We start from the raw sequence: 15,655 nt of genomic DNA on the forward strand, positions 1-15,655 counted from the left end.
GAAGGCGGCCGGCGCTTTACCCATGGCGCGCAATGACCGCGTCCACTTCGTCTGCCAACCCTTGCCCGCCCAGGCACTGACGCACCTCGTCACACCACTGCGACTCCGGTTCATTGCCGGCCCAGGCCGGGGTAGCGCTGCGGTACTGCGGCCGGTCATCGAACGCCTGGATCAGCACCCGGTTGAGGTTGTCGGTGCTCAGGGCCGGGTTGCGCGGCACCGCGTCGCCGCGCTTGCGCAGTGAATCCATGACCCGTTGCTGATGCTCCAGGCTCGGTGCGAAGCCGCGCTCGCGGGTGGCGCTGAGGACGATGAATGATGGCGCGAGGTTTTCCGCGATGGCCGCCTGCAAACGGTAATGGCCGTCGATCACCACGTAGGACGCCAACCCGCCGACGTACCACAACAGGATCGGCGGCAGGCTGCCTTCGCGGGCCTTCTTGCGCCACCACTTCAGGCGCCCAGCCTCGGGGTCGACACGGTGCAGGCCGATAAGCTTGCCGCCGCCGTGCCACCAGTCGATCCACTCCAGGGTCTGGGGTTGCAGGTTGTCGAGAAAATCCTCGCCGTACAGCCGCCAGTTGGGCACGTGGGTCAGGGCATCTTCGCGGGAGCTGAAGCGCCAGTTGTCCAGGCCGCGCGCGGTGCTCTCAGGCTCCGGCAGCAGGCCCTGGGCCAGCCAGAAACCGGGGGTGAGGAAGTGCCGGGCGCTTTCACTGAGATGGCTGACGAAATAGCGGCTCCAGGCCTTGATCCGCCGCTCGGGCGCCAGCGCCGCGTGCTGCTCCACCGTGGGTGAGTCGATGGGTGCCAGCAACCGGCATTCGGCGCCGTCCGCCAGCGGGTTGCGCACCAGCCAGACGCCGCCGTGGTCGCGGGCCAGGGTGGCCCAGAACAACGGCGTGTCGTGGTGCATCAACTTGATCCGGGCATTGGCGCCGGTGCGCAGGTACAGCGGCGGTTTGTCCGTGGCGCCCGGTTCGACCTCGACACCGAGGCCACTCCAGTTGCCCAGGGTGTCGTCGATGTCGTGCCAGTAAAGCTGTTCTGCCATGGTTCCGGTCCTTGAACTGTCTGAAACGACAAAGCCCGACAGGACTGCTGTCGGGCAATGCGCGGCGAACTATTTCAAACTGAAGGTTATTTAGCCATTGGCCCCATTCATGGTTGCAGCAATGGCAGCAGCCCATGCGTCACGGCCAAATAGTACAAATCGAGACTCTATACCCTGCTTTGTAAAAACAGATAAAGAGTTGGGGAAAACGGGGATAAGACCTAAAAATCTAGTCCATGCCGGTTGCAATGACTGGATGTTTGAGATTTCAATCTCGTCAGGAGCGCTTTGGAAGTTAATTTTATGCGCGACAAATAGTAGACGCTGGTTCGTCAGAAAAAGCCTTCCGCCCACCGTCTCAATATTTCTTTGAAGGTTTGCCGCCCCTTCTTTGATGATTTTTTCGCCGCCTCGCAACTCTGCTTTCATTCGGTGCATCCTTGTTATTTTTTCTTCATGCTCAGTTCAATCGATAAGGGCAAACAAAAACCCTTAGCTGAATACTGCCTTTCTATTTCACCCCTGAATAGGCTTCCTGTAGAGACCGCTCGGTTATGCAGCGGCCGTAAAGCCTGAATGCGCGACCTTCCTGAAGGATTGAGGCGCAGCCTTTGGGGTGGCTGCGCCCGCCGCAAAAGCTTACAAGCCCTCCAACTCGGCCATCAGGTCGCTCAAGCGATCGACCTTCTCCTCGCTGATCTCGCTCCCGGCCAAGCCGTCGATGTACGCGGCCAGCTCCTGCACTGTGCTGCATTCGAACATGGCCCGCAGCGGTACGTTGCGTTGCAGGGTCTTCTGTACCCGCGAGGCAATCTGCGTGGCCAGCAAGGAATGCCCGCCCAATTCGAAGAAGTTGTCGCGCACGCCCACCCGTTCGACCTTGAGCACCTCGGCCCAGATATCGGCCAGGGTTTGCTCCAGCTCACTGCTCGGGGCTTGATAGTCCTGGCTCTGCAACTGGCCGATCTCCAGGGCCGGCAGGGCCTTGCGATCGAGCTTGCCGTTGGCGTTGAGCGGCAGGCGCTGCAGCCACAGCCAGTGCAGCGGCACCATGTATTCCGGCAGCTCGGCGCGCAGACGCGGTTTGATCCGCTCCAGGCATTCGCTCGGGCTCAGGCTTGAGTCACTGGCCACCAGATAGCCCACCAGATGCTTGCCGTTGACCCCTTCCTGCACCCCCACGGCGGCATCGCGCAGTTCCGGCTGTTCGTGCAGGCGCGCTTCGATTTCCCCCAGTTCAATGCGATAGCCACGGATCTTCACCTGATGGTCGATCCGGCCGACGTATTCCAGTACGCCGTCGCTGCGCCGGCGTGCCAGATCGCCGGTGCGGTACAGGCGTTCGCCCGCCGCACCGAACGGATGGGGCACGAAGGCCTGCGCGGTACGCAACGGGTCGCTGACGTAGCCACGGCCGACACCGGTGCCCGCTACGCACAGCTCGCCGACGGCGCCCAGGGGTACCAGCTCCAGGGCTTCGTCCATCAGGTACAGCCGGTTGTTGTCGGTGGGCGTACCGATGGGCAGGTAGGCGCCCCGGGTCGAAGCCAGGTCCACCCGGAAGAAGGCCACGTCATCGGAACATTCCGCCGGACCGTAGGCGTTGACCAAACCGATCTGTGGATAACGCAGCAGCCATTGGTGCGCCAACTCCGGTGGCATGGCCTCGCCGGTGGGCAGCATCCAGCGCAGGCCATCCAGGGCAATGGCGTCCTGGGCGAGCATGCCCTGGATCAGCGACGGCACGCTCTCCAGCACGGTGATGCCCTGCTCCTGGACGTGAGCCAACAGGCCCTGGGGATCGTGGGCGATGGCGTTGGGCACGATGTCGACCCGGGCGCCGAACAGCGGTGCGGCAAGGAACTGCCAGACCGAAATGTCGAAGCTCTGGGACGCGGTCTGGGCGATCACGTCGGCTTCGCTTAAGTGCAGGTACGGCACCTTGCTCAGCTGGTTGTTGAGCATGCCGCGCTGCTCCACCATCACGCCCTTGGGCAGGCCGGTGGAACCGGAGGTGTAGATCACGTAGGCCAGGTTGTCCGGCGCGCTGTAGCGGCCCGGATTGTGCTCGGCATGCCCGGCGCCTTGCAGCTCTTCCCAGACCAGCAACCGTGGCCGCCCGGCACAGGCGAACTCGTCCAGCAGGGCCTGGGCCTGTTCGCGGCAGGCCGCGCTGCAGACCAGGATCGGCGTGCGGCTGAGCTCGATAATGCGCCCCAGGCGCTGGCTTGGCAGGCCCGGGTCCAGGGGCAGGTAGCCGGCCCCGGCCTTGAAGCTGCCGATGATCATGCCCAAGAGTTCCAGGCCGCGCTCGGCCAGCAAGGCCACCGGTTGGTCAAAGCCCACGCCGTTGGCAATCAAGGCATGGCCCAGGCGGTTGCTGCAGCGGTTCAACTCGGCGTAGCTGTAGCGCTGGTCCAGGCAACTGGCGGCAATGCGTTGCGGATGGGCCGCCACCTGGGCCTCGAACAGCTCCACGTAGCTGCGCTGCAGCGGGTACTCATGCTGGCTCTGGTTGCAGCCGGCCAGCAGGAAGTCCTGCTCCTCTTCACCCAGCAGCGGCAGTTCGGTCATGTCGCCGTGGAAACCCTGCATCAGGGCCAGCAGCAGGCGCTTGAACTCGCCGAGCAGGCGCTCGATGGTCGCCTGTTCGAAGTAGCGCTGGTCGTAGGACAGGTGCAGGCCCAGGTCATCCCCCGGGTAGCACACGGCGGTGATCGGGAAGTTGGTGTGGGTACGGCCGGAATCCGAACTGGCGTTCAAACTCTGGGCACGGTCCAGCACCGAGACTTCCACCGGGGCGTTTTCGAACACGAACAGGCTGTCGAACAGCGGTTGGCCCTTGGGCAGCTCGCTGCACTCCTGAATCGCTACCAGCGGCAGGTATTCGTATTCGCGCAGTTGCATGTTGCGGTCGAGCAAGCCGCTGAGCCACTGGCGCACGCTGCAGCGCTCCCCCTCCTCGGGCAGCTTGACCCGCAGGGCGATGCTGTTGATGAACAGGCCGACGGTGCGTTGCATCTCCGGCATTTCCACCGGGCGCCCGGCCACGGTGACGCCGAACAATACATCGCGATCGCCGCTCATGCGCCGCAGCACCAGGGCCCAGGCCGCCTGGGCGAAGGTGTTGACGGTCAGCTGATGCTGCTGCGCCAGCTCGCGCAGTCGCGCGCCGTCCCGGGCATCCAGGCGGGTGTAGCAGTCGCCGACGATCATGCCGCCGCTGTCACCGGCGTGTTCCCGCAGGAACGGCCGGTCGCTGGGGATCGGCGTGGTGCGTTCGAAGCCTTCAAGGTTCTGCCGCCACCACTGCCGCGCCTCGGACAGGCTCTGGTGTTGCAACCAGCCGATGTAGTCGCGGTAACGCGGCGGTACCGCCAGCTGCGCCTCGCGGCCTTCGCCCAGAGCGGTGTAAATCTCGAAGAAGTCGTTCATCAGCAGCGAGCGGCACCAGGCATCGATGAGGATGTGGTGGTTGCTCATCATGAACCAGTAACGGGCCGCACCGACGCGGATCAGCCGCAGGTGGAACGGCGCCTGATTGAGCAGATCGAAACCGGCCTCGCGCTCCTGTTTATGCAGGGCTTGCAGCTTGGGCTCCTGCTCGGCCTCGGGCACCGCGCTCCAGTCGAGGAACTCGATCGGGGTGCGGCCCGGCTTGTGGATAACCTGCAGCATGTCTTCGCCGACGTTCCAGCAAAAAGACGCGCGCAAGGCTTCGTGGCGCGCCACCACCGCCTGCCAGGCCTGGGCGAAACGCTCGGGGTCCAGCTCGCTGTTGATGCGGTAGCGATCCTGCATGTAATACAAGCCGGTGCCCGGCTCCAGCAGGGTGTGCAGCAGCATGCCTTCCTGCATCGGGGTTAGCGGGTAGACGTCTTCGATCTGCACAGCCGGCACCGGCAGGCCATCGAGTTGGGCCTGGGTCAGGCGCGCCAGGGGGAAGTCCGACGGCGTCAGGCCACCAGCATCGTCGCGCAGGCAATGGGCAATCAGACTCTGCAGCTCGCCCAGGTAGGCGTCCGCCAGTTCGCCGATCAGCTCGGCGTCGAAACGTTCGCCGCTGTAAGTCCAGCGCAGCACCAGCTCGCCGCCATAGACCTGGCTGTCGATGCTCAGCTCGTTGGGCAACGGTGCTTCAGGTGCATGGGTCGAACCGACGGATTCATCCAGCGGACGCAGCAATGCGTCGGCGCCGAAGCTCTGGTCGAACTGGCCCAGGTAGTTGAAGGTCACCGGCGCCAGCGGCAGCGCCGCCAAAGCCTCGCGGCAGGCGTCATCGGCCAGGTAGCGCAGCACGCCATAACCCAGGCCCTTATGCGGCACCGCTCGCAGTTGTTCCTTGATGGCCTTGATCGAGGCGCCCTGCCCGGCCGCTTCTTCCACTTGCAACGGGGTCAGGCGCAGCGGATAGGCGCTGGTGAACCAGCCGACGCTGCGGGTCAGGTCGATCTCGTCGAACAGCGCCTCGCGGCCGTGGCCTTCCAGTTGCACCAGGGCCGAAGGCTGCCCGCTCCAGCGGCACAGCACCCGGGCCAGGGCGGTCAGCAGCAGGTCGTTGACCTGGGTGCGGTAGGCCGCCGGGGCCTGTTGCAGCAGCTGGCGGGTGCGCTCGGCATCCAGGGTCACGCTGTGGCTACGGGCCTGCTGATGCTGCTGGCGGCCGGCGGCATTCAAGCCCGGCAATTGCGCGGCCGGGCCGGCCAGTTGCTGCTGCCACCAGCCGAGTTCTTCACGCAGGGATTCGCTGCCGGCATAGGCCTGCAGGCGGCTCGACCAGTCCCGCAGGGCACTGGTCTTGGCCGGCAGGTTCAGAGCCTGCCCGGCTTCCAGCTGACGATAGGCGTTCTGCAGATCCTCCAGCAGCACGCGCCAGGACACGCCATCCACCACCAAATGGTGGATCGCCAGCAACAGGCGTTGCTCGCCTTCCGGCCCGTCCACCAACACCGCCCGCAACAGCGGTCCGTGTTCCAGGTCGAGGCTGCGTTGAGCGTCGGCGAACAGCGCCTCGCAGGTGGCCATGGACGGCACCCGCACTTGCCACAGCACAGGCGCGTCGGACAGCGGCAGGTACTCGGCGCGCCACTGCCCGTCCGCTTGAGAGAAACGCAGGCGCAGGGCGTCGTGCTGCTCCAGCACCGCCAGCAGCGCTTGTTCCAGCCGTTGAGCATCAAGCACGCCCAGCGGCTCCAGCAGCAGCGCCTGGTTCCAGTGCTGCGGCTGGGGAATGCGGCTGTCGAAGAACCAGTGCTGGATCGGCGTCAGCGGCGCTTCGCCACTGAGCTGACCCTGCTCGGCGCTGACGCGCTGAGTGTGGCTGGCGACCCGGGCCAGGGTCTGCACGGTCTGGTGCTGGAACAGGTCCCGCGGGGTGAAGTGAATCCCCAACTGGCGGGCACGGCTGACCACCTGGATAGACAGGATCGAGTCGCCCCCCAGTTCGAAGAAGTTGTCGTTGAGGCCCACGCGCTGCACGTTCAGCACTTCGCCCCAGACCTTGGCCAGGGTCTGCTCCAGATCATTGCTCGGCGCCACGTACTGCTGGCGATTGAGCTCTGGGTCCGGCATCGGCAGGGCCCGGCGGTCGAGCTTGCCGTTAGCGGTCAAGGGCATGCTCTCCAGCAGGATCAGGTGGGTCGGCACCATGTAGTCCGGCAGCTGGGTTTTCAGCTGCTGCTTGAGGGCTTCACGCAGGTTGGCCTGCTGCACCTCGTTGTGCTCGGCAACTTCGCTGACCAAATAGCCGGCCAGCTGTTTGCCAGCCGGGGTGTCGAGAGCCAGCACCACCGCTTCACGCACGGCCGGATGATCCAGCAGACGGGTTTCGATCTCTCCCAGCTCGATGCGGAAACCGCGAATCTTCACTTGATGGTCAACCCGGCCGATGTACTCCAACTGGCCGTCGGCGCACTGGCGCACCAGATCGCCGGTGCGGTACAGGCGCCCGCCATCGCCGGAGAACGGATCGGCCACGAAACGCTCGGCGCTCATCCCTGGACGACGGTGATAACCCTGGGCCAGCCCGGCGCCGCCGACATACAGCTCACCGGTGGCACCGGGTGGCACCAGCGCCAGATCGGCATCGAGAATGTAAGCCACCCGCGCCCCGACAATGCGGCCGATGGGCACGCTGGCCACGCCTTCGGCCAAGTGCTGCGGCGCCAGGCTGGCCAAAGGCATGACCACGGTTTCGGTGGGGCCGTAGGCGTTGAAGAACAGGCTCGGCTGGAACGCCGCGCGAATGCGCTGCAGGTGTTCGCCGGTCAGGGCCTCGCCGCCAGTGATGCACATGCGCACCGGTAGAGTCTGCTGCTGGGTGGCCAGATGCTGGGCCAACTGGCTGCCGTAGCTCGGGGTGAAACCGAGGATGCTGATGCGATGCTGACGGATCAGTTGGCAGATTTCCTCGGCGTCCCACTGGCCCTGGGCCCGCAGTACCACCTGGGCGCCGCTGAGCAGCGGCACCAGCAGGCGCTCGGTGGCAGCGTCGAAGTTGATGGAATAGAAGTGCAGCTCGCAATCGTCCGCGCGCATGCCGAAACGACGGATCACCGCCTGGCAGTGCATGGCGATTTCCCCGTGGGACACCACCACGCCCTTGGGCTGGCCGGTGGAGCCGGAGGTGTAGATCAGGTACGCCTGATGCTGGGGCAGGCTGATCAAGGGCAGCTCGCTGGCCGGGTAGTTGGCCAGCAACGCGCCGTCCTCCTCCAGGCACCAACGACCGACACTCGCCGGCAACTCACCCAGGGCAGCGAACATCCGCGCATCGCTGAGCAGCAGGCCGAGGCCGCTGTCTTCGATCATGTAGTGCAGGCGGTCCAGGGGGTATTCCGGGTCCAGGGGCACGTAGGCGCCACCGGCCTTGAGGATCGCCAGCAGGCCGACGACCATTTCCAGGGAACGCTCCAGGGCCAGGCCGACCCGCACTTGCGGGCCTACGCCACGCTCGCGCAGCATCCAGGCCAGACGGTTGGCGCGGCTGTCCAGTTCGCTGTAGCTCAGGGTCTGCCCGGCGAAGGTCAGGGCCGGGGCGTCGCGACGGGCCAGGGCCTGTTCGCTGAACAGGTAGTGGATGCACTGGTCCAGACGGTGCTCGCCGGGCTCGACGCTCAGGCTGTCCAGCAGTTGCTGCTGTTCCTCGGCGTGCAGCAGCGGCAGTTCGCACAAGCGTCGTTGCGGATCGTCAATCAGGGCCTGCAGCAGGTTGCGCCAATGGGCGGCCATGCGCGCAATGCGTGGTTCATCGAACAGGTCGGTGCTGTAGGTCAGGCAGCAACCCAGACGCTGATCCAGATCGGTGACTTCCAGGTTGAGGTCGAACTTGGTGGCCCGGGCATCGTTGACCAGGTAGTCCACGGTCATGCCCGCCAGTTGCCGGCTTTGCTGGAACTCCCAGCGCTGGACGTTGCACATCACCTGGAACAGCGGGTTGTAGGCGGTGCTGCGCGGCGGTTGCAAGGCTTCCACCAGCTGGTCGAAGGGCAGGTCCTGGTGCGACTGGCCCTCGATCACGGTGTGGCGCACCTGCTCCAGCAACTGGCCGACGCTCATCTGCCCGTCGAGCTGGCAACGCAGCACCTGGGTGTTGAGGAAGGCGCCGATCAGCCCTTCGCTTTCCGGGCGGATGCGGTTGGCCACCGGCGCGCCGATGCGCAGGTCGGTCTGGCCGCTGTAGCGATAGAGCAGCAGCGACAACGCGGCGGTCATGGTCATGAACAGGGTCAGGCCGTGCTCAGCATTAAAGGCCCGCACCCGGGCCGCCAGCTCGTCGCTCAAATCGAAGCGGTAGAGCTCGCCCTGGTGGCTTTGCACCGCGGGCCGTGGCCGGTCGCTGGGCAGTTCCAGCAGCGGGTGTTCGCGGCCCAGTTGCCCGGTCCAGTAGTCCAGCTGGCGCTGGCGCTCGCCGGATTCCAGCCACTGGCGCTGCCACACGCTGTAGTCCAGGTACTGCACCGGCAGCGGTTCCAGGGGCGATTCGCGGTCGTCGAGGAAGGCTTCGTACAGCGCGCCCAGCTCGCGGGCGAAGATGTCCATGGCCCAGCCTTCGGTGACGATGTGGTGCAGGGTCAGGACGAAGTAGTGCTCCTGCTCGCCGGCCTTGACCAGGCAGGCACGCAGCAGCGGGCCGGTCTCCAGGTCGAAGGGCTGGTGGGCTTCGCTGTCCGCCAGTTGTTGCAGGCGTTGTTGCCGGGCATCCGGAGCCAGGGCCGAGAAGTCCTTCCAGGCCATGCGCAGGCCGGTGTCGGCATGCACCTGCTGGTGGGCCACGCCATTAACGCTGGGGAAGGTGGTGCGCAGGGTTTCGTGGCGCAGGATCAACGCTTGCAGCGCGGCCTCGAAGCGGCCCACGTCCAGCACCCCGGACAGCCGCGCCATGCCGCCGACGTTGTAGGCCGGGCTGTCGGGCTCCATCTGCCAGAGGAACCACATGCGCTGCTGGGAATAGGACAGCGGCACTGGCTGGCTGCGGTCGACCCGGGCAATCGGCGGCTGCTGGTTGCGCGCGCCGGACTGCTGGATCAGCAGCACCTGTTCGGCAAAGTCTCCCAGCTCGCTGGCTTCGAACAGCGCCCGCAGCGGCAGCTCGACATCGCAGGCCTGGCGGGTGCGGGAAATGATCTGGGTGGCCAGCAGCGAATGCCCGCCCAGGGCGAAGAAGTCGTCCTTGAGGCCGATCCGTGGCTGACCCAGCACTTCGCGCCAGATCTGGGCGATCTGCCGTTCCAGATCGGTGCTCGGTTCAACGTGTTCGCGTACCTGCCATTGCGGTTCCGGCAGGGCCCGGCGATCGAGCTTGCCGCTGGGGCTCAGGGGCATGGCCTCCAGGCGCAGCAGTTGCGCCGGCACCATGTACTCCGGCAGTTCGGCGGCCAGGGCGGTGGTCAGCCGAGCGCGTTGCTCGGTTTCATCTTCGTCGCTGGCAGGGGCGGTGTAGTAGCCGATCAACTGCGGGCCGGCAATGGTGTCGCGCACCAGCACCGCGGCCTGGGCCACGCCGTCCTGGGCCAGCAGCCGCGCTTCGATTTCCTGCGGCTCGACCCGAAAGCCCCGCAGCTTGACCTGCTGGTCGAGGCGGCCGAGGTATTCCAGCACGCCGTCGGCGCACCAGCGCACCCGATCGCCGGTGCGGTACAGGCGCGCGCCCTCCTCACTCAGCGGGTCGACCACAAAGCGTTCGGCGGTCAGCGCCGGGCGTCCCAGGTAACCCCGGGCCAGGCCATGGCCGCTGATGCACAGCTCGCCGGGCACCCCGGCGGGCAGCAGGTTGAGCTCGGTATCCAGCACCCGGCACAGCACATTGCCCAGCGGCCGGCCAATGGGCGAGCGCTCGCCGTCATCGACCGAACACTGCCAATGGGTGACGTTGATCGCAGTTTCGGTGGGGCCGTAACGGTTGTGCAGTTGCGCGTTCGGCAACTGCTCCAACAGCCGGTTGCGCAGTTCAGCGGGCAAGGCTTCGCCACCGGAGAACACCCGGCGCAGGCTGTGGCAGTCGGCGCTCAGCGGTTCATCGACGAACAGCTGCAACAGCGGCGGCACGAAGTGCAGCGTGGTCACGCCGTACTCCTGAACCAGCTGGGCGATGCGATGCGGGTCGCGGTGCTCGCCAGGGGCGGCGAGCAGCAGGCGGCAACCGCTGATCAGCGGCCAGAAGCACTCCCACACCGACACGTCGAAGCTGATGGGAGCCTTCTGCATCAGCACATCGTCGGCCTGCAATTGATAGCTGTCCTGCATCCATTGCAGGCGCTCCATCAAGGCGCGATGGGTGTTGCCCACGCCCTTGGGCTGGCCGGTGGAGCCGGAGGTGTAGATCACATAGGCCAGGTGCTCGCCGTCCAAGTGCAGGCCCGGAGCCTGGCTCGGCCAGCTGTCGAGCTTGAGGCTGTCCATGGCGATGGCGCTGACGCCTGGGGCCTCGGGCATCTGGCCGAGTAAATGGGTTTGGGTCAGCAGTAATTGCACGCCGCTGTCTTCGAGCATGTAGGCCAGGCGCTCGGCGGGGTAGTCCGGGTCCAGGGGCACGTAGGCGCCACCGGCCTTGATGATCGCCAACAGGCCGATCAGCAGTTGCGGCGAACGTTCGGAGGCGATGGCCACGCACACGTCCGGGCCGACGCCCTTGTCCCGCAGGTAATGGGCCAGGCGGTTGGCCTGGGCATGGAGTTCGGCAAAGCTCAGTTGGCCGCCGTTCCAGATCAGCGCGGTGCGCTCCGGAGTCTGCTGCAGTTGTTCATGCAGGCGTTCCGGCAGCCAGCGTTCGGCGCTCGCGCAAGGCGCCACGCTCCATTGTTGCAGTTGCGCCGCTTCGACCTTGCCGAGCAACGGCAAGTCGCCCAGGGCGCTGTCCGGCTGCTGGCAGGCATGCTCCAGCAGGCTGATGAAGTGCCCGGCCAGACGCTCGATGGTCGTCGCGTCGAACAGCTCGTCGGCGTAGTCGAAGGCCAGGCTCAGGCGGCCGTTGCGGTCTTCCTCGGTGTGCAGTTGCAGGTCGAACTTGGCCTCGCGGCTGTGCCACGGCAGCTCTTCGGCCAGCAACCCCGGCAGGCGGCGCAAGGCACTGAGGTCGCGCTGCTGGTGGTTGAACATGACCTGGAACAGGCCTTGCTCGCGGGCGTCGGGGAAGGCTTCGAGCAACTGTTCGAAGGGCAGGTCCTGATGCGCCTGGGCTTCAAGGGCGATGCGGCGGGTCTGTTGCAGCAGCTCGGCGAAGGTCTGGCGCGCATCCAGCTGGCCGCGCAGTACCTGGGTGTTGATGAAGAAGCCCAGCAGGCCCTGGGTTTCCAGGCGTGGACGGTTGGCGTTGGGCACGCCGATGCGGATGTCGGTCTGCCCGCTGTAGCGGTGCAGCAGGGTCTGGAAGGTGGCCAGCAACAGCATGAACGGCGTCACTTGCTGGGCCTGGGCAGTCTGGCGGATCGCCTCGCTGAGGGTCACGCTCAAGCGCTGGCTGTGGCGCGCGGCGCTGTGGCGGACCTGGGCCGAACGCGGGTGGTCGGTGGCCAGGCTGAGTACCGGGGCCTCATCGGCCAGTTGCTGCTTCCAGTAGTCCAGCTGACGCTGGCCTTCGCCCTGGGCCAGCCATTGGCGCTGCCAGCTGCCGTAGTCGGCGTACTGCAAGCTCAGGGGCGCCAGCTCCAGGCTCTGGCCCTGGGCCGCCGCGGCGTAGAGCCGGGAGAACTCGTCGATCAGCACATTCAGCGACCAGCCGTCGGCGATGATGTGGTGCAGGGTCAGCAGCAACTGGTGCTCTTCATCGTCCAGGCGCACCAGGGTCGCCCAGTACAGCGGGCCTTGCTCCAGGTCGAACTGGGTGCGGGCTTCGTCTTCGCGAATCTGCTGCGCCCGGGCTTCGCGTTCGGCCACAGGCAGGTCGCTGATATCAATCACTTGCAGGTTGAATTCACCGGCGGCGTCCACCTGTTGCAGGGCCTGGCCGTCGCGCTCGAAGAACCGCGTGCGCAGCGCTTCGTGACGCTGGAGCAGGTGCTGGAAGCTGCTGCGCAGGGCGTCTTCGTCCAGTTCGCCACGCAGGCGCAGGCCGCCGGGAATGTTGTAGGCGCTGCTGTGCGGGTCCAGTTGCCAGGTGATCCACAGGCGGTTCTGCGCCAGGGATTGGGGCAGCGGCTGCTGGCGCGACAGGGCCTGAATGCTGCCCTGGGCCACGCCGCCGTCCTGTTGCAGGCGCGCCACGGCGGCACTGAATTCACCCAGGGTCGGCGCTTCGAACAACAGGCGCAGGCTCAACTCCAGGCCCAGTTCCTGCCCCAGGCGGGCCATGACCTGGGTGGCCGCGATGGAGTTGCCCCCCAAGAGGAAGAAGTGATCGTCGGCGGCCACTGCCGCGCATTGCAGTTGCTCCTGCCAGATTCGCCCGATCAGTTTTTGCAGTTCATCTTCAGAACCTTCACCGACGCGGGCGGGTTCGCTGCCGGCCTGCGGGAACAGCGCGTAGTAATCCAGGCTGCCATCGGCCAACCGTGTGCGGCAGGCGGAGCGCTGCAACTTGCCGCTGGAGGTTTTCGGCAGGGCCCCGGGGTTGAGCAAGACCACCACGCTGGGCGCTTCCTGACAGGCTTCGGCCACGGCCTGGCGGATGGCCTTGATCAGCGCTTCGGGGGGCAGGATCTTCTGCACGCTGCGGCTGATTTCCGCAGCGATGCCGATGCCTTCCTGGCCCTGGTCGCTGACCGCAAACGCCGCCACCCGGCCCTTGCGCACCACTTCCACTTCGCGCTCGATGGTTTTTTCGATGTCCTGGGGGTACAGGTTGTGCCCGCGTACGATCAGCAGGTCTTTCAGGCGCCCGGTGATGAACAGCTCGCCGTCACGCATAAAACCCAGGTCGCCGGTGCGCAGCCAAGTGCGGCCGGCATGCTGGACGAAGGTCTTGGCGCTGGCTTCGGGATTGCGCCAGTAGCCGTGGGCAATGCTCGGCCCGGCGGCCCAGACTTCGCCGATGCGGTTGTCAGGCAGTTCGCTGAGCTGTTGCGGGTCCATCACCAGCACGGCGTGCTCCGGCTGGCTGAAGCCGCAACTCATCATGGCGCTGCCCTGCCCCGGCTCGGCACGGTTCTGCGCTAGGGCCTGGTCGTCCAGACGCAACGCCGGGATGCCGCGGCCGCGCACGCCGCCGGCGACGAACAGGGTGGCTTCGGCCAGGCCATAGGAAGCCAGGAAGTTGTCGCGACAAAAACCGCTGGCGCCGAACTTCTCGGCAAAGCCTTCCAGGGTGTCGAGGCGGATCGGCTCGGAACCGGAATAGGCCACGCGCCAGCGGCTGAGGTCGAGGCGCTCCAGGGCCGATTCACTGACTCGCTCGCTGCACAGGCGGTAGGCGAAATCCGGGCCGCCGCTGATGGTGCCGCCGTATTCGCTGATCGCTTCCAGCCAGCGTACGGGGCGGGCCAGGAAGTAGGCCGGCGACATCAGCACACAGGGCACGCCACTGAAAATCGGTTGCAGCAGGCCACCGATCAGGCCCATGTCGTGGTACAGCGGCAGCCAGCTGACGATCACGTCGTCCGGGTTGAGATCGATACCAAAGCCGCGGCGGATCAACAGCTCGTTGGCCACCAGGTTGCCGTGGCTGACCTGCACGCCCTTGGGCAGCGCGGTGGAACCGGAGGTGTATTGCAGGAAGGCGATGTCGTGGTCCTCAAGCTCAACCGCCTGCCAGTCTTCGGCCTGCCCGGCGTCCAGGGTGTCCACACAGAGCAGTTGCGGCGCGCCGGCGGCCTTGAGTTCGTCCATCTGCAACAGCGCATCGCGCAGCCCGGCGCTGGTCAGCAACAGCCGTGGCTCGGCGTCGGCGAGGATCGAGATCAGGCGCTCCTGGTGATGACGACGGGTCGATTCCGGCGGGTAGGCCGGCACCGCGATCACCCCGGCATACAGGCAACCGAAAAATGCCGCGACGTAGTCCGGACCACTGGGGAACAGCAGGACCGCCCGATCTCCCTGCCGGGCATTGGCTTGCAGGGCGGCCGCAATGGTCCGCGCGCGAAGGTCCAGATCCCGATAACTGAGGACCACGCTCTGCGCCTGCTCTTCGGCGAGGAAACGCAACGCCACTTGATCAGGTGCCAGGACTGCCCGGCGTTGAAGGGCTTGGGCCAGGGTACTGGGGAGTTCGAACGCGTCCGTCATGGGGTTTCCTGCCAGGATTATGCTTGCAATGGAGATCGGGCCCTGCTCTGCCATAACCTAAAAAACTATCTATAAATCAAATAGTTATAAGTAAATCATGGGCATCCGGAAGGCGCCGTGGCCGGGCTTGCTGCCCGGAATCTTTCTCCAATGAGAACGGATGACGTCTTGAAATAATTAGTCCGCATGCTGCCCTTCAAGGCCCTGATCCACCCCATGAACGAGCAGCCGTTCTCAATCTTCACCGGCAGAGAGCATTAGTTCTTTTTCTCAATTGACAATCATTATCATTCAGCCTAATTTGTCGCTCGATGTGTAGGACAGGTCGGATTTTTCTGACGTCCCACTTACCTCTTTGCAACAAGGTGATTTCCATGACGGAACAAGTATCCACAAGCAGGTGCGATTCACCGTTACTCCAGGCTTTTGTCGACAACCGTCTGATCCTGGTCAAGATCGCAGCCCGAATTACCGGCTGCCGATCCCGGGCTGAAGATGTGGTCCAGGATGCCTTTTTCCGCCTGCAGTCGGCGCCGCAAATCACCTCCTCGTTCAAGGCCCAGCTCAGCTACCTGTTCCAGATCGTGCGCAACCTGGCCATCGATCACTACCGCAAGCAGGCCTTGGAGCAGAAGTATTCAGGCACTGAAGAGGAAGGCTTGAATGTGGTCATTCATGGCGCTTCACCTGAAACCTCCCACATGAACTTTTCCACCCTGGAAAACATCGCCGAAGCCCTGACCGAACTGCCCAGCCGCACGCGCTACGCCTTCGAGATGTACCGCCTGCATGGCGTTCCGCAAAAGGACATCGCCAAGGAACTGGGGGTCTCGCCGACCCTGGTGAACTTCATGATTCGCGATGCCCTGGTGCATTGCCGCAAAGTCTCGGGCAACCGACCCGACACCTTCGCCCGCCGCTGACCTGCGACCGGCACCCTGCAGC

Annotated in this window: 4 protein-coding genes; 1 reads left to right on the top strand and 3 read right to left on the bottom strand. The window is 65.3% G+C overall.

The window, feature by feature from the left end; all coding sequences use genetic code 11:
- Nucleotides 1–16 precede the first annotated feature (16 nt).
- From PFZ56_RS26290 to PFZ56_RS26300, 3 genes are all read right to left on the bottom strand, one after another.
- Complete coding sequence (locus PFZ56_RS26290; protein WP_170002717.1) at nt 17–1,054, bottom strand: hypothetical protein; 1,038 nt, start codon at nt 1,052–1,054, stop codon at nt 17–19.
- Nucleotides 1,055–1,144: 90 nt separating this feature from the next.
- The gene (locus PFZ56_RS26295) at nt 1,145–1,483 is read right to left on the bottom strand and encodes a GRAM domain-containing protein (RefSeq protein WP_102880402.1); all 339 of its coding nucleotides are present in this window, start codon (nt 1,481–1,483) and stop codon (nt 1,145–1,147) included.
- A gap of 210 nt (nt 1,484–1,693) precedes the next feature.
- Nucleotides 1,694–14,710, bottom strand: a complete 13,017-nt coding sequence (locus PFZ56_RS26300) for a non-ribosomal peptide synthetase (protein ID WP_170002719.1) — start codon at nt 14,708–14,710, stop codon at nt 1,694–1,696.
- Between the two features lie 374 nt (nt 14,711–15,084).
- On the opposite strand from PFZ56_RS26300, the gene PFZ56_RS26305 reads away from it, so the two are divergent.
- Entirely contained in the window at nt 15,085–15,633 is a 549-nt protein-coding gene (locus PFZ56_RS26305) for an RNA polymerase factor sigma-70 (RefSeq protein ID WP_011062465.1), read from the top strand.
- Nucleotides 15,634–15,655 lie beyond the last annotated feature (22 nt).

The organism is Pseudomonas danubii (genome assembly GCF_042980055.1).
Lineage (GTDB): Bacteria > Pseudomonadota > Gammaproteobacteria > Pseudomonadales > Pseudomonadaceae > Aquipseudomonas > Aquipseudomonas danubii.